This is a genomic window from Maridesulfovibrio salexigens DSM 2638, assembly GCF_000023445.1.
Classification (GTDB): domain Bacteria; phylum Desulfobacterota; class Desulfovibrionia; order Desulfovibrionales; family Desulfovibrionaceae; genus Maridesulfovibrio; species Maridesulfovibrio salexigens.
In genome coordinates this window covers 3,281,532-3,303,820 of record NC_012881.1, presented here as the reverse complement: position 1 = coordinate 3,303,820, position 22,289 = coordinate 3,281,532, and the positions used below count along the sequence as shown (strand labels likewise).

At 48.4% G+C, this 22,289-nt stretch carries 19 protein-coding genes; 10 read left to right on the top strand and 9 right to left on the bottom strand.

The features are described from left to right. Window positions 1-58 precede the first annotated feature (58 nt). The 5 genes from DESAL_RS15095 to bioB all read left to right on the top strand — a co-directional run bounded on the left by DESAL_RS15095 (window position 59) and on the right by bioB (window position 5,222). A complete protein-coding gene (locus DESAL_RS15095) occupies window positions 59-1,720 on the top strand; it encodes a hydantoinase/oxoprolinase N-terminal domain-containing protein (protein WP_015852849.1) in 1,662 nt (553 codons plus the stop codon). After that, entirely contained in the window at window positions 1,713-2,069 is a 357-nt protein-coding gene (locus DESAL_RS15090; RefSeq protein ID WP_015852848.1) for a hypothetical protein, read from the top strand. Before DESAL_RS15095 ends, DESAL_RS15090 begins: the two co-directional genes overlap by 8 nt. Before the next feature lies 1 nt (window position 2,070). Next, window positions 2,071-2,763 carry a dethiobiotin synthase gene (bioD, locus tag DESAL_RS15085; protein WP_015852847.1) on the top strand — a complete coding sequence of 231 codons (693 nt, stop codon included), beginning with the start codon at window positions 2,071-2,073 and terminating at the stop codon, window positions 2,761-2,763. Window positions 2,764-2,962: 199 nt separating this feature from the next. Continuing rightward, window positions 2,963-4,234 carry an adenosylmethionine--8-amino-7-oxononanoate transaminase gene (bioA, locus tag DESAL_RS15080; RefSeq protein WP_015852846.1) on the top strand — a complete coding sequence of 424 codons (1,272 nt, stop codon included), beginning with the start codon at window positions 2,963-2,965 and terminating at the stop codon, window positions 4,232-4,234. Between the two features lie 4 nt (window positions 4,235-4,238). After that, the gene (bioB, locus tag DESAL_RS15075; RefSeq protein ID WP_015852845.1) at window positions 4,239-5,222 is read left to right on the top strand and encodes a biotin synthase BioB; all 984 of its coding nucleotides are present in this window, start codon (window positions 4,239-4,241) and stop codon (window positions 5,220-5,222) included. Between the two features lie 71 nt (window positions 5,223-5,293). Here bioB and DESAL_RS15070 read toward each other — a convergent pair whose 3' ends face one another. The 8 genes from DESAL_RS15070 to DESAL_RS15035 form a co-directional block, all read right to left on the bottom strand. Further along, window positions 5,294-5,947, bottom strand: a complete 654-nt coding sequence (locus tag DESAL_RS15070) for a PilZ domain-containing protein (RefSeq protein WP_015852844.1) — start codon at window positions 5,945-5,947, stop codon at window positions 5,294-5,296. Then, a complete protein-coding gene (locus tag DESAL_RS15065; protein WP_015852843.1) occupies window positions 5,944-6,678 on the bottom strand; it encodes a tetratricopeptide repeat protein in 735 nt (244 codons plus the stop codon). Before DESAL_RS15065 ends, DESAL_RS15070 begins: the two co-directional genes overlap by 4 nt. 162 nt (window positions 6,679-6,840) lie before the next feature. Further along, window positions 6,841-7,635, bottom strand: a complete 795-nt coding sequence (locus DESAL_RS15060) for a tetratricopeptide repeat protein (RefSeq protein ID WP_015852842.1) — start codon at window positions 7,633-7,635, stop codon at window positions 6,841-6,843. A gap of 124 nt (window positions 7,636-7,759) precedes the next feature. Beyond that, window positions 7,760-8,773 carry an ABC transporter ATP-binding protein gene (locus DESAL_RS15055; RefSeq protein ID WP_015852841.1) on the bottom strand — a complete coding sequence of 338 codons (1,014 nt, stop codon included), beginning with the start codon at window positions 8,771-8,773 and terminating at the stop codon, window positions 7,760-7,762. 9 nt (window positions 8,774-8,782) lie between these two features. Beyond that, window positions 8,783-9,751 (bottom strand): ABC transporter ATP-binding protein, encoded by a 969-nt coding sequence (locus DESAL_RS15050; protein WP_015852840.1) that lies wholly within the window; start codon window positions 9,749-9,751, stop codon window positions 8,783-8,785. 3 nt (window positions 9,752-9,754) lie between these two features. Further along, window positions 9,755-10,681: an ABC transporter permease gene (locus DESAL_RS15045; protein WP_015852839.1), complete on the bottom strand. Its 927-nt coding sequence runs from the start codon at window positions 10,679-10,681 to the stop codon at window positions 9,755-9,757. Then, window positions 10,682-11,656, bottom strand: coding sequence for an ABC transporter permease (locus DESAL_RS15040; protein WP_015852838.1), 975 nt, complete (start codon window positions 11,654-11,656; stop codon window positions 10,682-10,684). 203 nt (window positions 11,657-11,859) lie between these two features. After that, on the bottom strand, window positions 11,860-13,473 hold the full coding sequence (locus DESAL_RS15035) for an ABC transporter substrate-binding protein (protein ID WP_015852837.1): 1,614 nt from the start codon (window positions 13,471-13,473) through the stop codon (window positions 11,860-11,862). A 264-nt stretch (window positions 13,474-13,737) separates the two neighbouring features. On the opposite strand from DESAL_RS15035, the gene DESAL_RS15030 reads away from it, so the two are divergent. Continuing rightward, window positions 13,738-14,181, top strand: a complete 444-nt coding sequence (locus DESAL_RS15030; protein WP_157046968.1) for a hypothetical protein — start codon at window positions 13,738-13,740, stop codon at window positions 14,179-14,181. Window positions 14,182-14,346: 165 nt separating this feature from the next. Here the strand turns inward: DESAL_RS15030 and DESAL_RS15025 are convergent, their stop codons facing one another. Next, on the bottom strand, window positions 14,347-16,158 hold the full coding sequence (locus DESAL_RS15025; RefSeq protein WP_157046967.1) for a hypothetical protein: 1,812 nt from the start codon (window positions 16,156-16,158) through the stop codon (window positions 14,347-14,349). A gap of 307 nt (window positions 16,159-16,465) precedes the next feature. Here DESAL_RS15025 and DESAL_RS15020 point away from each other — a divergent pair, with 307 nt between their 5' ends. The 4 genes from DESAL_RS15020 to DESAL_RS15005 all read left to right on the top strand — a co-directional run bounded on the left by DESAL_RS15020 (window position 16,466) and on the right by DESAL_RS15005 (window position 22,269). Beyond that, on the top strand, window positions 16,466-19,570 hold the full coding sequence (locus DESAL_RS15020) for a UvrD-helicase domain-containing protein (RefSeq protein WP_015852834.1): 3,105 nt from the start codon (window positions 16,466-16,468) through the stop codon (window positions 19,568-19,570). A 335-nt stretch (window positions 19,571-19,905) separates the two neighbouring features. Beyond that, window positions 19,906-20,667, top strand: a complete 762-nt coding sequence (cbiR, locus tag DESAL_RS15015) for a cobamide remodeling phosphodiesterase CbiR (protein ID WP_015852832.1) — start codon at window positions 19,906-19,908, stop codon at window positions 20,665-20,667. Between the two features lie 100 nt (window positions 20,668-20,767). Further along, the gene (locus tag DESAL_RS15010) at window positions 20,768-21,274 is read left to right on the top strand and encodes a bifunctional adenosylcobinamide kinase/adenosylcobinamide-phosphate guanylyltransferase (RefSeq protein WP_015852831.1); all 507 of its coding nucleotides are present in this window, start codon (window positions 20,768-20,770) and stop codon (window positions 21,272-21,274) included. A 2-nt stretch (window positions 21,275-21,276) separates the two neighbouring features. Beyond that, window positions 21,277-22,269, top strand: coding sequence for a DHH family phosphoesterase (locus DESAL_RS15005; RefSeq protein ID WP_015852830.1), 993 nt, complete (start codon window positions 21,277-21,279; stop codon window positions 22,267-22,269). Window positions 22,270-22,289: the final 20 nt, after the last annotated feature.

The window sequence follows — 22,289 nt, the reverse complement described above, 5'->3', positions numbered from 1 at the left end:
TATGGTGCGGTCGGATATTGAACAAAAATGCCTCCTGCGGGCGAAGGATATATGTGCAATGAGTTTTGAGAGCGGTTATGCGATCGGTATTGATACAGGTGGAACCTACACAGACACTGTTGTTGTAAAATGCGAAGACTCAAGCGTGGTGGCTACAGCCAAATCTCCCACCACTCATCATGATCTGAGCCTCGGTCTGGCTTCTTCCTTGGATAAAGCCATGAAGGAAAGCGGAATCAGCCCGGATGAGGTCAAGCTTGTTTCTGTTTCCACCACTCTGGCGACCAACGCAGTTGTTGAGAATAAAGGCGCACGGGTCGGTCTATTTATGATCGGTACCACCAAGGCGCTGAAGCTGCCTGTTGTGACTTTGCGTTACGTTAAGGGCGGACACAAGATAACCGGAATGGAAGAAGATCCGCTGGATATTGAATCCCTTGTGGACGGTATTCAGGATATGGCCGGACATGTCGATGCATATGCTGTCTGCTCAGCCATGAGTATCAAGAATCCGGCTCATGAACTTATTGCAGCAAAAGCTATTTCTCTTACCGATCCCCAGCCCGTATTCTGCTCCCACACAATCAGTACCCGTGCAGGGCAGGCTGAACGTGCAGCAACAGCTGTACTGAATGCCCGTCTTATGCCGGTAATGAAAGAATTTCTGTCCGGTGTAGGCAAGGCCCTTGATGAACGCGGACTCGGTTCTTCCGTGGTTGTTGTTCGCGGTAATGCAACTCCCATGAGCATGGAAGATGCAGTACAGCGTGCGGCTGAAACCTTTGCCAGCGGCCCTGCCTCAACCGCTTATTACGGCTCCATTTATTCCCCGGAAAAAGATGCACTCATCGTGGATGTGGGTGGTACAACCACTGACGTTACTTTGATCCGCAATTCCCAGCCTACTATTCAGGAAAGCGGTTCCATTATCGGCGATTGGGAAACCCATGTTGAAGCGGTGGAAATGTTTACCGTAGGTGTCGGTGGTGACAGCTTTGCGCGTATCAACAGATCAGGAAATTTTGAAGTAGGTCCGGGCAGGGTTGTGCCCCTGTGTATGGCTGGAGACATTCCCGCTCCTGAAAAATGGATCGGCAAAGGGCACGAGTCTCATCTGCTTAAGGTCGGTCCATCCGCAGAAAAAAGCTCCGATGACGCAGTCCTGAAATATCTTTTTGAAAACGGTCCCGCCACCTTCGGACAGATCATGGAAGGAACCGGACTCGGTGAGATCGGACTTGGCGGAAAGGTCCAGAAGCTTGTGCGCGAACAGCTGGTGGAGGAAGTCGGTTTCACCTCCACTGATGCACTGCATGTGCAGGGGCTGCTTGCTATCGGCGACAAGTCTGTTTCTGAAGCTGCGGCTGATATTCTGGGTAAGGAATTTGATCTTGATGGAGCTGGTTTTGCGGACATGGTCCTTTCTGAAACAAGGGTCAAGATTGAAAATGCCATGCTCGAACATATTGTGCGCAAGGAAATCGGCGGCAACATGGCCGGATTTATCTCCGGGCGTGCGGCAAGTTCGCTGGTAAGCTTTGATGCTTCACTTAACCTGCCCATCGTGGGGATCGGTGCTGCCGCTCAGAAGCTGCTGCCTGAAGTTGCTGAAAAACTGCATACTGAAGCTGTTTTCCCCTCTCATCATGAAGTAGGTAACGCATTGGGTGCGATCAAAATGGCTCTTGATGCCAAGAAAAAGGATAGCTGTAATGAGTAGAAATCAACCTTCCGCATACGAATATTGCCTTGAACCTGCCAGTGAGAATACTGAAGTCGAAGTTGTTCATGGTTGGATTTTTAAAGATGATAAGTGGGTAGCCCATGCGTGGTGCGAGTTTGCTGACCGGGTAATCGATCTGGGACAGTCCACCCATTCTATGGACAAATTCAATTATTACATCACCAATCGCGTCAGCGAGGACCGCTGTCGCCGCTATTCCCGCATTGAATTTTTCACCCTCGTTGGTGACGAAGGACATTTTGGTCCTTATGACAAGGAACTTTTCTTTGCCGAAACAAGCGACCGTGATCCGCTGGAAGTAATCAAATCAGGCGAGGCCAGTTAAAATGTCTGCCGGATTTTTCATTACCGGGACTGGTACGGACGTAGGAAAGACTGTGGTTACCGCAGGTCTTGCCCGTTTCTTTATGAAATCAGGACGGAGCATACTTCCGGTGAAACCTGTTCAGTCAGGGGCCATTGTCCTGCCTGACGGTTCATTCGATTCCCCGGACGGCGATGTCTATCGTGCAGCTGGGGCTGTCTGGGACATCAACAGACAATGTCCTTATATTTTTGAGCCCCCGACCTCCCCTCATCTTGCCGCAAGGCTGGCCGGGGTAGAACTCGATTATGTCGAGATTGCCCGGAAAGTCCGTGAACTTGAAGGAGACGATTTCCTTCTGGTAGAAGGTGCCGGGGGAATAATGGTTCCTCTGAGTGATGAATCTTCCATGCTCAATCTTATGAAAGAGCTTGGTTATCCGGTTATTCTGGTTGTTGAAAACAAGCTTGGCTGTATTAACGAAGCATTGCTTTCCATCGCGGCCTTGCAACAGTCCGGTTTGGAAATCTCCGGGCTGGTCATGACTTCCCCCAACCAGCCCGCTCCAGAAGAATTCGGTATGGCTGAAGAGAATATTCGTTTCATCGAAAAAATCTCCGAAGTAAAAGTGATAGCTTCCATTCCATATATCGAAAATTGGGACTACAATGATCCCAAATGCTGGGAGCAAATCGACGAAGCTTTAGATTCATAGCTGTCTAACGAGTAGGGCTATGCCGCATAGGATGATTGATAAAAAATAATCACAGCATTCTTTTTCCCACGAACAAATGTGTTCGCTCATTAAAAAAAAAATTTCAGCTACAACACGGTGAGCCCCTAACAAAAGTTTTAGGAGAGTTCAGAGCACCCTTTCTCAAAGGGGGGGCTCCGAAGGGCCGCTGGAGGTGAATATGTCTATACTAGATTTCGACAGGGAACATATCTGGCATCCTTATACTTCTGCCACAAATCCCCTTAAAGTCTTTCCGGTGAAGCGTACTGAGGGTGTGAAAATTATCCTTGAAGACGGTACTGAGCTTATCGACGGGATGGCCTCGTGGTGGTGTGCCGTTCATGGTTATAACCATCCTGTATTGCGAAAGGCTTTGTGTGATCAGGCTGAAGTCATGCCACATGTCATGTTTGGCGGACTGACCCATGAACCCGCGGTTGAACTGGCTCGTAAGTTGGTTGATATTTCTCCGGAGCCGTTGCAGCACGTTTTTTTGGCTGACTCGGGTTCGGTGTCAGTGGAAGTGGCGATCAAGATGGCCATTCAGTATTGGTATGTAATAGGCAAACCCAAAAAGAATCGTTTGATGACTGTTCGTAATGGCTACCACGGTGATACCATCGGCTGCATGTCGGTTTGCGATCCTGTTAACGGTATGCATTCCATGTTTACCTCTATATTGCCGAAGCATATTTTTGCCGAATCTCCAGAGTGCGGATTTGAAGAAGGTTGCAGTGATGAACATTTCGCCGATTTCAAGTCCAAGATTGAAGAACACGCCCATGAGCTGGCGGCAGTAATCCTTGAACCAGTGGTGCAAGGAACAGGCGGTATGCGTTTTTATTCTCCTGAATATCTGAAACGGGTCCGCGAGGCATGCGATGAGCATAATGTTCTGCTTATTTGTGATGAAATTGCTACTGGATTCGGACGTACCGGGACCATGTTTGCCAGCGAAAAGGCCGGAATTTGTCCGGATATCATGTGTGTTGGCAAGTCCATTACCGGAGGTATGATGACTCTGGCTGCAACCCTTGCTACAAAGGAAGTTGCCGAGGGTATATCTTCCAAGGGCGGGGTGTTTATGCACGGCCCGACTTTTATGGGCAACCCTCTGGCCTGCGCTGTTGCCAATGCTTCCATAGATCTTTTATTGAAAAGTAACTGGAAAGAACGGGTAGCGGAGATTTCCGAGCTTCTTTGTTCCGGACTTGCACCGTGTGCGAAATCAAGTGCGGTGGCTGATGTTCGCTGCCTTGGTGCTATCGGGGTTGTCGAGCTGAAGGAACCCGTGGATATGGAATCCATCCAGCAGGAATTTGTAAAACGCGGCGTTTGGGTTCGTCCTTTTGGAAAACTTGTTTATGTGATGCCGCCATATATAATTTCAAATCTTGAGCTTGAGGCTTTGACTTCCGCTATATGTGAAGTGATTGGCCTTCAGGGGTAATATTTTGGATAGAAACGAGAAACAGGCTTTGTGGAATGCCGTTCACGGTGGCGGGGCCATTGATGAACACACTGCGGTTTCAGTACTCGGTGCTTCCCACGGAGAGCTTGCAGAAATTTTGCATGCTGCACATACCATGACCATGCGGCGTTTCGGGCGCGAGGTCAGTCTTTGTTCCATCGCTAACGTACGTAGCGGGAACTGTTCGGAAGATTGTACTTTCTGTGCTCAGTCCAGCCATTTTAAAGGCACACCGGCTCCGGCTTACCCGCTCATGTCGGTGGAGGAAATCCGGGACTGTGCTGAGAAAGCAGGGCAGTCACCCCTTGAATTCTTCAGTTATGTGACCAGCGGCAGGGCGCTAAAGGGTAAATCTCTTGATCATGTCTGTGAAGCTGTGGACGGTATGCGCGAGAGGAGTTTTAACCATTGTGCATCACTTGGCTGCCTTGATTTTGAGTCATTGAAGAAGCTGCACGAATCCGGCGTAGTTCGTTATCACCATAACCTTGAGGCTGCGGAAAGCTATTTCCCGAATGTCTGCACCACCCACAGCTATGAAGAGCGGGTACGTACGGTGCGTGATGCCAAAAAAGCCGGACTAGAAGTCTGTTGCGGCGGGCTGCTGGGCCTAGGTGAAAGTCATCAACAGCGGGTTGAACTGGCTCTTGCACTTGCGGAGCTGGAAGTTGATTCCATTCCCCTTAATTTCCTGATTCCCATTCCGGGAACTCCTCTGGAGAATGTTGAACCATTACAGCCTCTGGAAATTCTGCTGACTATCGCGATGTTCCGTTTGGTCAATCCTCATGCGGAAGTGCGCATGGCCGCGGGACGTGCCGCACTGCGTTCCCTGCAATCATTTATTTTCCATGCCGGCTGTAACGGCCTGATGGTAGGCGATTTTCTCACCGTATCAGGGCAGGGTATAGATCACGATCTGACCATGCTTGAGGATTTGGGACTTACTGTCCGCACTAAAAAATAGTCAGTTCTTTTTACGATAAAAGAAGAAGGCCCTGCTGGAATTATTCAGCAGGGCCTTCTTCTTTGAAATTTTTAGGAATGGTAAAGTATGGTGGCTACGTAATCCTGTATCTTAATCAGGATTTCCGGGGATGGCTTTTCAAAGGTCATACCCAGAATGGTTTTTCGTGAATCCTTGGTGCAGCGCTGCACTTTGCAGGGGATGAAGTTGGTGCCGTTCTCTGCAAAGTAGGGACAGTAAATATTCATTTTGTCCCCAATTTCGGGGTCCGGGTAATTTTTATCTGTAATGTAGCTCACACAGCAGCCGCTGGTGCTCAGGTCTTCCAGAACTGCAGTATTCTTTCTCTCGCCAAGTTCTATTTGTGCTTCCATGAAGCAGGAAACCCTTTTATGCCTTCTGAGATTATATGATTCTATTCGTTTTGGGTATTTTAGGAAAAGAAGTCTGTCGGGCGAGCTGATCATTCTGATCACTTCGGTTTTATATCCAGAAGCGATTCCTTCATAAATATAGCGGATAGTGGCCTCATTGCCGGGATACATGTATTCGGACCAGAGGGATTTATCTGCATGGTGAACCATGGGTTCTTTGACAATGAGTGATTTTATGAAGTCCCCTCCAACTACGATGGTCGGGGCTTTATCATTCAGTCCACCTAACTCAATGGTAATTTTGAGTCCGGGAGTGCAGGCTGCCTTGAGTTTTTCCTTTTGCGAGATCATTTCTTTTTCCGTTTGACGATGTACTTCTTGAACATGGAAGCTACTTCAAGTGTAGGTGCAATTTCAAGTGCTTTATCCAGATGTTTTAACGCCATGTCATTATTACCGGCATCGAAATAAGCTCTGGCTGTATTGAAATGCAAATTTTCGTCATTAGGATTGATCTGAATAGCCCGGTCATAAAATGTGATGGCTTCATCAAAAAGAGATTGTTTGCGTAAGCTGATAGCAAAGAGGTTGAACTCCTGCCTCTGGCTTTCCATGAAAATTTCGTCTTTATTTAAAAGCCTGTCTATTATCTTGGAAAGCTTTTTGAAATTTTTCTTAGTGCATTGCACAGACCCCATTCCCAAATTGGCTTTGGGGTGTTCCGGGTCCAGAAAAAGGGCTTTGGCAAAGGATTGTTCTGCTTCATCAAGGTTTCCGTTCAGAAAGTTCTGTTCCCCTTTTTCAATTTTGTTTTGAAGTGATTTCAGAGCCGGAAGGGTCTTTTTTTCATAGTATTTTATTTCGGGAGCGTACTGGGTGATAAATTCTTTTTTGTTTAAAGTTATCACCATGCCTGAGGGGACGTTCTGGTTATTGAGGGGTTGAACTTGAAAATTGTCCACACCGGACCGTGTGACATAGTAGTATGTCTTGCTCTCGGAACGCTGCATTGTTGTCCCGGCTCCGGTATGATCTTTGATGTTTTTGGAATAAACACCAAGTACTTGAAAAATATCTCCCATCAACTGTCTCCCCACATAGACACATATCAAGTAAGCTGTCTGCTTTACTAAAATATATTTTTCTTGTTGTTCAACGTAAAGCCTGCTGTTTATAAGCAGGCTTTTAAAAAATGTCGATTAGAACTTGTTTCAATCTGGAGTTTATATTCAGGAGTGCCTGATTTATTTCCGCTTTTGCGGAGTCTGGATACTTTGTTTTTTATTTTTAACTGCCGTAGCGGGTTTCTTTTTCTTTTTTTTAAGCAGATATTTTTGAAAAAGAGTAGCTGATTCCAGCTCTGGATTGATATCAAGAGCTTTATTTATATGTGAAAGAGCTTCCTCGCTGTTGTCAGTATCAAAATAAGCCCGGGCAATATTGAAATGCAGGTTTTCGTCATTCGGATAAATTTCAAGTGCTTTCTTATAAAAAGTCAGGGCTTCATTGTATCGCTTGCTCTTGCGCAGCACTATGGCAAAGAGGTTGAACTCCTGACGTTGTTCTTCAAGAAATACGGCATCCAGATTCAGCAGAACTTGGATGATCTCAGTGAGTTTGTCGAAATTTTCTTTTGTGCACTGGACGGTACCCATGCCTAGATTCGCTTTGGGGTTATCCGGGTCGAGAAGCAGGGCTCCTGCAAAGGCATGCTCAGCATCATCCAGCTTACCTTTTTCAAAAGCTTCTTCCCCTTTGGATATTTTGGCTTGCAGGGTTTTCAGGGCGGGCAGGGTTTTTCGTTGGTAGTAGTATAATTCAGGGCTGAACTGAGCGATGAAATCTTTTTCAGAAATAACGGTAATCATTCCGGAAGGAATGTCCTGCTCGTTCAATGGTTGTACATGGTATTTACTGTAGCCTACGCGGATGACGTAATGGTAGGTTTTATGATCGGATTTTTGTGAGGTTGTGCCTGCTCCGATTCTGGTCTTGATGTTTTGGGAATAGACCCCCAGCACTTTCATTTCTTGGCTCATACTGTCATCCTGCAAGAATTTGAATCAATGTTATTGCAAGAGTATAGCACATAATAAAAAAGCCCGTCTCTTATTAACGGGCTTTTCTTTTGTAAGTCGATTTGCTGTGAATCGGTATTGTTGGCTAAAGCCTTCCTTCTTCCACAGCGTGGCAGGCACAGAGGGTGCCGTTTTCCAGATTACGAGCAATGGGAACCTCTTCACGGCAGCGGTCATTTGCAAATGTGCAGCGACCATGGAAAACACAGCCTGTGGGCAGGTTGATGGGAGTGGGCACATCACCGGAAAGGTGGATGTGTTTTTTCTTTTCCCCGCCAAGTGTCGGAATAGCCGAGAGCAGTGCTCTTGTGTAAGGGTGCTGCGGATTGGCAAAGATTTCCTTGGCTGTGCCCAGTTCGCAAAGACTACCCAGATACATAACCGCCACGCGGGTGGAAATGTGTTCAACAACGGAGAGGTCATGGCTGATGAACAGATAGGTCAGGTTGCGTTCTTCCTGCGCATCCATGAGCAGGTTCAGAATTTGGGCCTGAATGGAAACATCCAGTGCGGCAATGGGTTCATCGGCCACAATAAATTGAGGTTCAACAGCCAGAGCGCGGGCAATGCTGATGCGCTGACGCTGTCCACCTGAGAATTCATGGGGGTAGTTTCCGGCCCATTCCGGGTCCATACCGACGCTGCGCATTACTTTATGCAGCTTGTCTTTAGCCTCACCCCTTGAAATGCCCTTGTTGTGGAAATAGATGGGCTCCTCAATGATCTGGCGCACGGTCATGCGCGGGTTCAGCGAGGCATAGGGGTCCTGAAAGACCATTTGCATTTTTGTACGGTAAGGCAGCATCTTTGAGTGCGGCAGGTTGTCGATGCGTTCTCCACCGTAGAGCACTTCACCGGAGTTGGGCGGGTAAAGGCCCATTACGGTTCTTGCAAGGGTTGATTTACCACATCCGGATTCGCCGACCACGCTTAATGTTTCACCTTTTTTGATTTCAAAGCTGACATTGTTGACCGCTTTGACGATGGTGCGGTTGCGTGTGATGCGTCCGTTTTCCATTTGCAGCTGGTCTAGCAGTCCGCCGGAAATGTCGAAGTGCTTGACCAGATTTTTAATTTTTACGAGGGAATCGGTTGGCATGACGAATCTCTATACTTTGTCGGCATGGTGGCAGGCCACCAGAATACCGGATTTATTTTCTTTAAGTTCAGGCCGTTCCTGCTTACAGATATCAGTACAGTGCTGGCATCTGGGGTTGAAGGGACAGCCTTCAGGCATATTCATGAGTGAAGGCATGGCACCGGGGATCTGGGTCAGGCGGTCGCCTGCTGCACCTGACTGGGGCAGTGCGGCGATGAGTCCCTGGGTGTAAGGATGGCCCGGGGTTTCGGTTACCTGACGGGTTGAACCTGTCTCCACAATTCCACCCGCATACATAACCGCGATGCGCTGGGTAACTTCCGATACAACAGCGAGGTCATGGGTGATCAGAATCAGGCCCATGTTATCGCTCTCACAGAGTTCCAGCAGCAGATCCATGATCTCAGCCTGAATGGTCACGTCAAGCGCGGTGGTCGGTTCATCGGCGATGATCAGCGAGGGATCTGTCAAAAGGGAAATGGCGATGACGATACGCTGGCGCATACCTCCCGAGAATTCATGCGGGTACTGGTCCAGACGTTTGCGCGGGGAAGGAATGTAAACCTTGCGCAGTTTTTCCAGCGCAATTTCTTCAGCTTCCTTGCGGGTAACGTCCATGTGAGCCAGCACGGTCTCAATCATCTGGGTACCGATGGTCAAGACCGGGTTCAGGGTCATCATGGGGTCCTGAAAGATCATGGAAATGCGGTTTCCGCGAACGCCGCGCATTTTATCAAAAGGCATTTTCGCAAGATCCTGCCCTTCAAACATGATTGACCCGTTGGAGATATATCCGGGTTTGGAGATAAGGTTGATAATGGAGAAACCGGTTACAGATTTACCGGCTCCGGATTCACCAACCAGACCGAGCCTTTCGCCCCTGTTCAGGGTGAAGCTTACATTGCGTACTGCCTCAAGGGGGCCTTGGCGCAATGCGAACTCAACACTTAAGTTCTTAACATCAAGAAGCGGTTGCATTGGTTACCCCTTGTACAGTTTCGGGTTGAGGAAGTCGCGCAGCCAGTCACCAAGCAGGTTGATGACCAGAATGAGCACAACGAGTACAATACCGGGGAACATGGTAATCCACCATGATCCACTGAAGATGTACTCAAAGCCAACGTTGATCAGTGAGCCCAGCGAAGGCTGGGTTACAGGCATACCCAGACCTACAAAGGAGAGGGCTGCCTCACTCATGATGGCGTTTGCAACCTGAATGGTGGAGATAACGAAGACCGGAGAAAGGGTGTTGGGCAGAACGTGTCGCCACATAATCCTTTTCTGGGAAAGGCCGATAACCTTAGCCGCTTCCACGTATTCCTTCTTTTTTTCCGCCAGTACGGAAGCACGTACAGTACGTGCATATTGCGGCCATTCAGCAAAGCCGATGACCAGAATCAGCAACGGTACAGCGATTTCTTCGTATTTGGCGACCCCGAATACAGCCTGAAAGATGGCTGAAATAAAGATAGCAACCATGTAGGTGGAGAAGGAGAGCTGTACATCAGCAACGCGCATAAGGATGGATTCCACCCTTTTACCCATAAAACCGGCTACCAGCCCGACCATAATGCCGAGGAAAGCCTGAAGAGCAACAGCGCCGATACCGATGATCAGCGATACGCGCATGCCGTAAAGCATGGTGGAGTATAGGTCGCGGCCCTGTGCATCTGTTCCGAGCAGGAAGTTGCTGTCCCCGCCGGGAAGCCAGGAAGGCGGAATTTCCGCGTTCATGATGTCGATGTTGTGGGCATCGTAGGGATTAAAAGGTGCGACAAGGGGGGCCGCAAAGCCCATGAACAGCAGCACGACCAGAATACCGAAACTTGTGAGGGCAACTTTGTCGTGCAGAAAGTCGTGCAGAAAGTATGATTCTTTGAATCTCTGCCAGCGTGATCTGGTTTTCATTTATTTTTGCCCCGCGATTCTGACCTGAGGGTTGACCAGTCCGTAAATGACGTCAACCACGGTGTTAACAACTACAAATATCATCCCGACCACCATGAGGTAGGCTACCATCAGCGGAGCATCGCCGCGTTCCACTGCCTCAATGAACATGAAGCCCATGCCCTGCCACTGGAATACAGTCTCAGTGAGGATGGTGAAGGCGATCATTGTTCCTAGTTGTACACCGCCAACAGTAATTACCGGGAGCAGAGTGTTTTTGAAAGCGTGAACAATCCAGACCCTCTTGGGCATCAAGCCTTTGGCCCATGCATACTTGATGTAGTCGTTTTCAAGAACTTCCATCATTTCGGAACGAATGAGTCGAATGAAGAGTGGGAGCATGATGGAAGATAAGGCGATGGAAGGCATGATAAGATGCAGCCAGCCGTCAGCTGTCAGAAATCCGGTGCGCCAGCCGCCTAAGTCGACTGTCTCACCACGTCCGTATGATGGCAGCCAGTGCAGCTCTACTGAGAAAACATAGATCATGAGAATCGCGGTAAGAAATACCGGTATTGATACCCCGACAATCGATCCTCCCATGACGAACCGCGCGAATATGGCCTTTGGTCGAATGGCCGAATAAATACCCAGCGGTACAGAAAATATTACAATGATCAGGGCGGCACAGATAACCAGTTCCAGAGTCGCGGGAGCTTTGCTCAGAATTACATCCAGAGCGGACTTTTTGTAGAAGAAAGATCTACCGATATCACCCTTGACCGCTCCCTGCATGAAACGGCCGAACTGGACCATGAACGGATCGTTTAGGCCAAGTTCGTCTCTGATTTTTTCCCTTTCAGCAGCAGATACGGAAACCCCCGTAATCTCCCTGACCGGGTCACCGAAGCTTTGCTTGATGGCAAAGCCGATGAAGCTGATGATCAGCATTACAATGATCGCCTGCGCGATCCTTCGGACTATAAAAGCAAACATTTTTTATTTAACTCCAGACGGAAAACAGTTGAGGCGCTTCACGCTTTGGGGCGAGTGATTTCGCCTCCGGCGGACAAAGGAACATTTACCTTTGCAATCCCGCTTGCGGGATTGATTTTTGAAAATTAATTGAGTTTCAGACGCATCAAAGGGAACCCCGTATTGGAGTTCCCTTTGAGTGTGATTTTATGCAGTTATCTCCACTACTTGATGACGAGGTCGCCGAAGTAGGGGAAGTTCTGTACGTTTACGATTTCTTTGGTGTTCATACCGTCCTTGGAAGCCCAGGACAGGTTCTGCCAGTGCAGGGGTACGAATGCTGCTTCGTCGTAGAGGATTTTTTCTACTTTCTGGAGCATTGCACTACGCTTGGCAAGGTCGGTTTCGGTCTGGGACTGCATAATCAGGGAATCTACTTCGGGGTTGCAGTAGTTACCGCTGTTGTACTGGCCGTAACCGGTTTCCTTGTTGATGCACATAAGCAGGAATTCAGTGTAGTTAGCGGAGTCTTCGGTATCAGAGTGCCAGCCGATCATCTGGATGTCGGCAACCTGTGCATCGAACTGATCCCAGTACTGAGCTTTAGGCATGGTTTTCAGGTTAACCTTGATGCCGATTTTGCCAAGCATGGAAACGAATGCTTCAGCTATTTTTTCATCGTTAACGTAACGGTTGTTAGGTGCGATCATGGTGCACTCAAAACCGTTTTCGTAGCCGGCTTCTTTCATGAGCTGCTTGGCTTTTTCAAGGTCATAGCGGGGCTTGAGTTCTGCATTGTAACCTGCAAAACCTTCGGGGCCCTGCTGACAGGCAACAGTAGCGAAGCCTTTCATTACTTTGTTTACGATACCGGTGTTGTCGGTAGCATATACAATAGCCTGACGAACTTTGGGGTTCTGGAAAGGCTTCTGGCGTTTCTGGTTCAGCTGGAAAGTGATGATGCGGGAACCGGACATGGTTACCAGCTGCAGGCCTTCAGTGGACTCAACGCGCTTCAGGTCCTGCGGGGGAACGGGCATGATGAAATCAACATCGCCGGAAAGCAGTGCTGCTACGCGGGTAGCGTCGTTTTTAATGGGAGTCAGGATGATGGTATCAACGTTACCTGCTTTGTCCCAGTATTCGGGGAAGGATTTGAAAACAACGCGTACGCCCTGTTCACGTTCGGCAACAGTGTATTTACCGGTACCGGATTCGTTTACGTTGGCAAAAGAGGGGCCGGTTTTAACGATAGCGTCTTTAGCCTGACCGGATTCGTCATTGCCGGAGTAGAACTTCTTGTCCATGGGAAAAATGTAGGTCGCCATGTTCAGGAGCAGGCCGTAAGGCTCTTTAGTAATGATATCAACAGTGTTGGCATCAACAACTTTTGCGGGAGAGAAAGGCTCGAACAGACCTTTAAAGTCCGCGCTCTTTTTGAGGCGCTCAATGGTCCAGACAACATCTTCAGCGGTGAAGGGGTTGCCGGAGTGAAATTTTACACCTTTGCGCAGGTGAAAGCGCATGGTTTTGTCATCGATACGTTCCCAGGACTCAGCAAGACGGGGTTCAAAGGAACCGTCTTGAGCCCAGCGAACGAGGGGATCGAAAACCATGTGGGAGTACTGAAGCATACCACCGGAAAGCTGTACATGAGGGTCAAGGGAGACAGGGTCGGCATCCATGGCCAGTTTCAGGGTTTTACCGGCTGCGGCAGCAGGAGCTGCTTCAGTGGTTTCCTTTTTGGCTGGGGCCTCTTCTTTTTTTTCTGCGCTGCATCCGGCGAGGCCGAGAGTCAGAATAGCAACTAGCGCAAGAAACAGTAATGAACGTTTCATCCTCACACTCCTTAAAAAAGGTAAAAACAATAATAAAAGCACCAAGCGCCCGGGAATTCAGGAACATTCCTGAAGAAGACGCACATCGAAATGAGTATTATAACTGATAAAACAGCCATAGCTTACGGCTTCCCCTTGCCGTATGCGGTTAATATTATTACACTTGAATTGGTTTTTTCTCAAATTCTTAACTTGTTGAAATGCTTTGTAAAAAATATTTTATTAACACAGGTGTCAAAATAGGCACATAAAAATGCAGAATTTATGAAAATAAAAAAATATAATTCGTTTGGCTGGGTGTTATGTCTGCTTTTATTAACGTTTATGTCTAGCGGCTGTTCTTCGCTGAACCCTTTTGCGGACTCGATTGCCGAATATGACATGGACGGTAAGCATGAGATAAGCCTCGGACTCATGCCCGGAGAGCAGCTTGCTTTCGAAATGCGTAATCCCGGTTCCGGGGGGTATCAATTTGACGGTGTTTCTTTTGATCCCGAGCTGGTCAGTCTGGACAAGTTTAAGATAATCAAAGCTGATTCCGGATTGATGGGTGATTTCGGGCGTTGGCGGTTTGAATTTACCACCGTGGGGCTGGGGGCTGCTCCGGTTATCATTAATATTAAGAGACCCGGGGATGATACCCGAGATGCCTATAAGGTTATCAACATGGATATAACCAAGGACGGGCCGCCATTCTTTAAATGGTAACCAGGCGGTTTATAAAGCACCATCTGCATTGTTGCTGCAAAAAAGGCAGAAACTCACGTATGTGTAATACGCTTCGTTTCTGCCTTTTTTTGCGCCTTGCATCTGGCACTTTCTAAGCCGTCTGGTGAATTAAATGAGAGAGGTGCTTAGCCCTCCCTCTTTCTTTTATTTCATGTAATGTTTGTAGCAGGCTATGGCATTCATGGCGAAGAGCGATGTTGTGACTTCGCTGCCGACGATAATACGTGTCGGATGACGAACCATTGTCCATTCGTAGGCTTTGAAAGGATGTCTGAAGCAGCCCTCGCCGAGGTGGTCGTGTAAAACTTTTATGCCCCTTTCGATGAGTCCGTCACCGCGGTTGGGGTAGCGCAGCAGGCAGAGCGTTGCCACTGCCAGTGATGCGTCAAAGGGGTTGAGCGTTGCGCCGAGCATATCGTATTTGCAGTAATCCATTGCTGCGGCCCGGATTTGTTCGACTTTACCGTCAGGATCGATAAGTTGACGTTCATCTTCAGGGATGGTCAGCCAAGTATCGTAAAGGCGTCCGGCATAACTGACGTAGATTTCCGGCAGGTAGAATCGTACTGCGCTGTCTTCCTTGAAGTTGCCGCTGATGAATGCATTGTGATGGAAGGTCAGGAATCGTTTTACGGTTTCGAGATTTTCTCCCTCAAGCGCTTTCCACTGGTAGCGGTTGGCGAGGATGGATTCAAGAATGTCCATGTTGTGACCGGGGCAGATTTCATTGCCTAGAGTTTCTCGCACAATGCGTCCGTCTTCTTTGTCTCTTTTGAAGGGCTTGTCGAACCAGAGCGGTACGCAGCCGAAGTAATCCAGCGGACGGGTCATGGTGATGGTCGGAGGGTTGGTCTTGTTACCACCGCCGATCTGGTATTCATTGATGATTTCCACCCACGGAAAATCAAGGAATACTTCCGCTGCACGCAGAAGTTCCTGATTTGCGTTCAGATTTTTTTCTTCCACCAGATCCAGCCACTTGCGGGACATTGCCAGTGCGAGGAATGTTGTATCTACATCGGGTACGTAATCGTCAAACCCAAGTTCTTTTTTAGCTTTCCAGTCGCGGGGTTTGAGGTTGCAAAGCGGCTGTCCGTTTCCATCTTTGGGCAGACAGGTGATAGCCGGATGCTTGATACCTGAACTGGGAGCCTGTAGCCATTCCATGCTGGTAATAATAAGGAAATGAAGCAGGGATTCCAGCATTTCCTTGAGCTTGTCCTGCTCTGCCTGCGGGAGTTCTTCCAATATATAAAGGTTATATATCTGCTCCCAGAAAATATCGTCATAAAATCCGGTGCGGTGGGTGATCCACGAAACACGCATGGAGAGCGGTTCGGCGATTCCTTTCCATGGGCGGCGGAATATTTTCAGGGCCAGCGGGTTGGAGTGCAGGAAGCAGCGCATCAACCCGAAGAGCAGGTTGATGTTCTGGAATTCGTATGATCCCAGCCCGGTCATGATGTTCATGAAGTTTTCTCCATCGCAGATGGAATCACCGGGCATGACTACCTGAGCAGATACCGGGAAATACGGGTCTTTGGGGTTTTTGTTCCAAACCCTGATAATGTCAGAAAGAACCGCGTCCAGCACTTCATTTACTTCTTTTTCACGTATGTGCGGGGGGCGGGTGTCTGCCTTTTCACGAATACGCCACTGAGGATCTTGAACACGATCGAGCAGTTTAGCCAGCGGAGCAAAGGTTGTTTCAATCCATTGTTTATCCTGCCAGTTTTCATAGCTGGCCTGCATAGCGGCTTTCATCATCTCCTGATAAGGGCCGATTTTGCTCTGAAAAATAGCCGGATGCGAGCACCAGCGCAGGATAAAATGTTTGAAAAGCGGATTGCCGAAAAGTTTCTTGTAGAGTTTGCGCAGGTTTTCGCCCGGAACTGTGGGGTTTTCACATCTTAAAATCGGGTCATCACAAATATCGTAAATTGTAGCGTTTCTCAATTTGGCTCCATTAATTTTTACGAAGCGGCGAAGCCCAATAAAAGTTTTTGAAGAGTCCAGAGAAACTTTTCCCAAAAAGTTTCTCTGGTCCCCGAAGGGCCGCCGGAGGCATTCTTTTAAAATTTCCCTATCAAAGTGGGGGGTGCCTTGCAATCTTTTGAGGCTGCATGTAGTGTCCCTTTTAAGCCTTGAAAGGGTTGTGATGATTAGATGATGATATGATAAAGTGCAGTTATGACAGGAAGTTGTGATGCTCTTATAGATAAGTTGATCAATAAATGATCAAGACGGGGAAGAACGGTAGACCATGGAAAGATTTATAGCCGACCTGCATATCCACTCCAGATTTTCACGTGCCACCAGCAAAGCCTTGAACCCGCGCCTTCTGGCTGCATGGGCAAGGGTGAAAGGTATTGACGTCATCGGTACGGGAGACTTTACTCATCCCGAATGGGTGGCCGAAATTGAAGAGCAACTGGTGGAGGACGGCTCCGGGCTGCTTTCTTTGCGAGAACCTAAGGGGCTTGAGGAATCCATAGACTGGGTGGATGGTCCATTTGCCGGACAGACCCGCTTCATGCTTCAGACCGAAATAAGTTCCATCTACAAAAAATACGGCAAAACCCGCAAAGTTCACAATCTCGTCTACATGCCCGATCTGGAATCGGTTAAGAAATTCAACGCCAAGCTCGATACCATCGGAAACCTCAATTCGGACGGCAGGCCAATCCTCGGTCTGGACAGCAAAGACCTCCTTGAAATCGTCCTCGAAACTCACGATAAAGCTTTTCTAATTCCCGCTCATATCTGGACACCGTGGTTCTCGCTCTTCGGTGCCAAATCCGGCTTCGATACTGTGGAAGAATGCTACGGTGATCTTGCTTCAGAAATTTTCGCTATGGAAACCGGACTTTCCTCAGACCCGGAAATGAACTGGTTTATTTCCGCGCTGGATAAATACCGCATGGTTTCCAACTCCGATGCACATTCCGGTGAAAACTTAGGGCGCGAGGCAAATATTTTCAGCGGTGATATGTCCTATGAGGGCATCTACCGCGCCCTGCGCGGTGAAGGACTGGGCCATAAGTTCATGGGTACAATTGAATTCTTTCCGGAAGAGGGCAAATACCACATGGACGGACACCGCAAGTGCGGGATTATGCTTGATCCTCATGAATCAAAGATGCGCGGCGGTCTTTGTCCGGTCTGCGGCAAGCCTCTGACTATGGGGGTTTATTCAAGGGTTATGGAATTGGCTGACCGCGAGGAAGCTCAGCAGCCCAAGGGACAACCCGGATTTGACTCGCTGGTGCCACTCAAGGAACTTATCTCCGAGGTTGTGGGTACCGGTCCCAAGACTAAAAAAGTGCTCGGTGTTTACGCTCCGCTGATCAAAGAGTTCGGTTCAGAATTTTCTATTCTGCAGCAGGTCCCAGTTGAAGACCTTAAGCGTCACAACGTGCATCTTGCCGAGGGCATCCGCCGCATGCGTGAGGGACAGGTCATCCGTAACCCCGGTTTTGACGGGCAGTATGGAACTATTTCCGTCTTTTCTGCGCAGGAAAGGGATGAGATCGTCAACGGCGTGAAACTTGTTGTGGTTCGCAAACCCAAAGGTGATCTTGATGCTCCCAAGCCTGAGGCAGAGGTGCGTAAAACTTCTGAACCGGAACAGGAAAGCGGGGTGGTCCGTTTTAATGAGGCCCAGAATAAAGCCGTTGAAGCCGGACCTGATCCGGTGCTGGTTATTGCCGGACCGGGCACAGGTAAAACGCAGACTCTAATGGGCCGCATCAAGCATCTGCTTGAAAGGGGAACCCGGGCACGGCGTATTCTTGCCTTGACCTTTACCCGTAAGGCTGCCGAGGAAATGAATGACCGTATGCGCAGTATGCTTGGAGATGACGAAGTTCTGCCCCGTGCCGATACTCTGCATGCTTTGGCTCTTGAATACTGGGCTTCGGCTTTTGACCATGATCCGATCATATTAAATGAAGAGACTGCACGTCGGGTATTTGGACGAGCCAATCCTGAGCTGAACAGTGCAAAGCTTAAGTCGGCATGGGATTCGATCAGTCTTGCTCGTGAGACTCTGGAAACTTTGAGTGAAGGGCCCGCTGAAATTTTGGCTAACTATACCCGTCAGAAAGATCAGTATAATCTGGTTGATTACACAGACCTGCTGGAATTCTGGCTTTCTGAGCTGAAGTCGGACAAGTATGTGCGTACCTTCACTCATGTGCTGGTTGATGAAGTGCAGGACCTTTCGCCCTTGCAACTGGCAATTGTCCAGCGTTTGGTCGGGGATGACGGGGAAGGGCTTTTTGCCATTGGTGATCCTGATCAGTCTATTTACGGTTTTCGTGGTGCTGCCGGAAATGTGGCGAACAGATTTCGCGCTTTCTGGGAAAATTTGATTAAAATAACACTTGAGGATAACTATCGCTCGGCTCAAGGGGTGCTGGATGCATCGGCATCAGTATTGGAGAATCCTCCGCAGCTTAAAGCCCATAAAAATTATGAAGCTGATATCCATCTTTTTTCCGCTCCTGATAGCGGACGCGAAGCTTCATGGATCGGGGAGCGCATAAAGCAACTCATCGGAGCCACCAGTCATAGTCTTGTGGATGCGGGGGAACACGGAACCTTAAGTCCCGGTGATATTGCTGTACTGGTCCGCTTTAAAGCATTGATCGGTCCTATTGAGGCCATGCTCAAACGTCAGGGAATCCCTTGCAGTGTCCCTGAAACTGAAAGTTTCTGGCATGATCCGCGGGTGGAAGTACTGCTTGCGGCTGCGCGTCGGATGCTCGGTTTTGCCGAGGACGCTGATGATGAGGTTCCCGAGGTTCCGGAGAAAGTGATTGCCCGGGGACCTTTGGGACTTTCCGCATACCTGAGTGATATGCCTCCTTTTGATCAGCTTTTCTGGGAGAGCAAACCTTTCCGGGATATGGTTAAAGGTTACAAGGAGCATGGCGGGTGGTCCGGTTTGTTGAACTGGATACATATGCAGAATGACTTGGATCAAGTGCGCAATAAAGCAGAGAAGGTGCGCATTATGTCCATGCATGCCGCAAAGGGATTGGAATTTGAAGCTGTATTTCTGGCAGGTCTTGATGACGGGATTGTGCCCTTTGCAGGGCCGGATATCCTGACCGGAAAAATTTCCGGCGACGCTCCGTTGGTGCAGGAAAATACCGAAGAGGAGCGTAGACTTCTATATGTAGGTATGACGCGGGCCAAGAAAAATCTTTATATGTCGCATGCGGTCAAGAGACCTTTGTACGGACGTACCCTGATGTTGCCTGTGTCACGTTTTTTAAAGAGTCTTCCCGAAGCGGTGAAGAGGTCGGCAATGGTTGCACGAAAGGTTCAGAAGGAGAAGAAGATCAGCCTGCTTGATATGTAGGCGTTTCTTTTCATTCCGTGCTGGTGAAAAGGACAAGCAAGTTTTCTGATTACAGCAGAAAAACCTTGTAAACCACCTTTTCATAAACCATTGACATTCTTCGTGCGGCCATAGCGCTCAACCCTGCTCCCCTGAGCCTACAGAAGATGTGCAACGGGTTGAAGTGATGTTGAAAAAAGTTTCTGACCCGTTTCATTTTTGTTTCTCCTGACATAATTGAATCTACTTTGTTTTAAGCAATACTTATGCCGTATATAAAAACAATTTGTGGTCCGGTGTGTTGGGTTAATTAGTGAAGTATGTATTATAGATTTAATGAATGAGTTCCGGCAAAAATGTCCATTTTTTTGAATAATACTGATTTTCATTTTCAACTATCTGCACCTTCCTGGGTTATTCCCGGTACCATTTTGGAGAACTGCCGTTTTCTGACTGGTAAAGTGGACGAGATAGCATTGCTGTTTTTTGAAACTGAATCCTGCCTGGCTTACACAAAAGCTGATCTTCCAAAGGAATTAATTGATACCGAACTGGCATTCCATATTCACCATCCTCTTGACCTGCCTTGGAAAGAAGGTGGAAGCAGGGTCGCTGAAATAGTTCTGGCTCTCAATGAAAAAGCTGTGCATTTGAATCCTAGGGGGCATGTTGTCCATCCTCCCCCTGCCGGTCCTGAAGCAGCAGATTTAATACGGGAATTTGCGGCCGGTGTTTCCCGCAGCGGAATATGCCCTGAGACGGTTCTTTTTGAGAACATTAAAGAGAATTCTTTGCTTGGTCTTACCGGGGTTATTGCTGATTGCGGGATGAAAATATGCCTTGATCTAGGTCACATACTGGCTTACGCACAACATGACCTTCTGCGCGATTCCCGTCTTGAGGGGCAGGTTTCCATGCTGCACCTTAATGCTCCGGGACCGAAAGGCCGTCATCTGGGATTGGAGCATCTTAATAGTGATGGGTTTGAAACCATTTATGTTTTATTTAAAATGCTAAGCAAGGGCGCTACGGTCACTATAGAGGTTTTTGAGGAGAAATCCTTTTTTAACTCTCTGCAATTATTGAGTGATTATTGTACAGCAAGAAGAATAAAGTAAAACCTTGTGAAATTTTTCTTGTGGTTGCAGTCTTTGCTGGAAATAGAGTACGTAAAGATAGTTTTCCCGTTCTTTTGTACTCATGTACCTAGGAGAAATCTTGATTACATTTGTGCTGGGGGGCAATAAGTCGGGAAAATCAGACTACGCCCTCGACCTGTTTGCAGAATATTCCGGCCGGAAATGCTTCATTGCTACTGGAAAAGCCCGTGATATGGCTTTCCGTCAGCAGATTATGGATCATCGGCTGGAGCGCGATCCGTCTATTCCGGTTCTTGAAGCCGGTGCGGACTTGCGTCAGGTTCTGCTTAAGGCTAGAGAAGGGTACGACCACCTGTTGGTGGACAGTTTGGATTTTTGGCTGTTTTCCTGTTCCGAAGTTGCGGACGGTGAGCAGCAGATCGGGGAGGTTGTCCGGCTTTTATCTGAATGGAAAGGGCCGGATGTTGTTTTGGTGTCATGTGAGGTGGGGCTCGGCCCGGTGGCAATGACACGCGAAGTCCGCAGTTTTGTTCGCAGGCTCGGATCACTCAACCGTACAATGGCCGCAATCGCAGATGAAGTTTATCTTGTGGCCGCAGGGTTGCCCCTGACCCTGAAGAAGTAGCTATGGCTTATTTTAAACAGCTTGAAGATCAGCTTCAGGATTTGCTTGCCCTTTGCAATAAGGATGAGCGTTGGCTGGTAGTGGTCAATGCCGACCCGGATTCTCTGGCTTCGGCAATGGCTTTTAAACGCATAATCGGACGCAGGGTTGCTGAAGTGGGTATTGCCCATATCAACGAGGTTAAGCGTCTTGATAACCTTGCTATGATTCATTACCTGCGTATTCCGGCCCAACGGATGATTCCTACCCTTGTGGCTCAGTACGACAGGTTTGCGATTCTCGATTCGCAGCCGCATCATCATCCCGATTTCGAGGATTTGAAATTTTCTGTGATAATCGACCATCATCCCCTGCCGGAAGAGCCATACCCCCATGCGGAGTATGTCGATATCCGGCCCAAGTATGCAGCCAACTGCACCATGATGACCGAATATCTCTACAACTTGAATATCCGCCCGGCAAAATTGCTGGCTACCGCACTTCTTTACGGTATCAAAACCGATACCCAGAGCTTTGAACGCCCCTTTATTGATGATGACGTCAAGGCTTTCAGATATCTGACAAAATATGCGGATATGGATCTCATCAAGCGTATCACACGCAGTGAAATCCACCCTGACTGGCTGCGTTACTTTTCGCGCGCTTTTTACAATCTGCGCCGCATCGGTCCCGGCCTTTTTTCTCATATCGGCAAGGTGGAAAACCCGGATACACTGGTTATACTTGCTGACTTTCTTATGCGTGTTCACGGTGTTTCGTGGGACGTTGTTTCCGGCATTTACGAGGATACCCTTGTGGTAATTTTTCGTGGTGACGGCATGCGCAAGGATATGGGCAAAATGGCATCCAAGCTTTTCAATGACATAGGTTCCGCAGGTGGTCACAAAGCTGCTGCGCGAGCTGAAATCAAGCTGGAAGCACTGGAAGGAGCCGACCCTGAATCCTTTGTGCTCAAAAAATTGACCAAGGGCAAAAAGTCCGTAAAGCGCATCTGATCCTTTCTCAATCACACAAT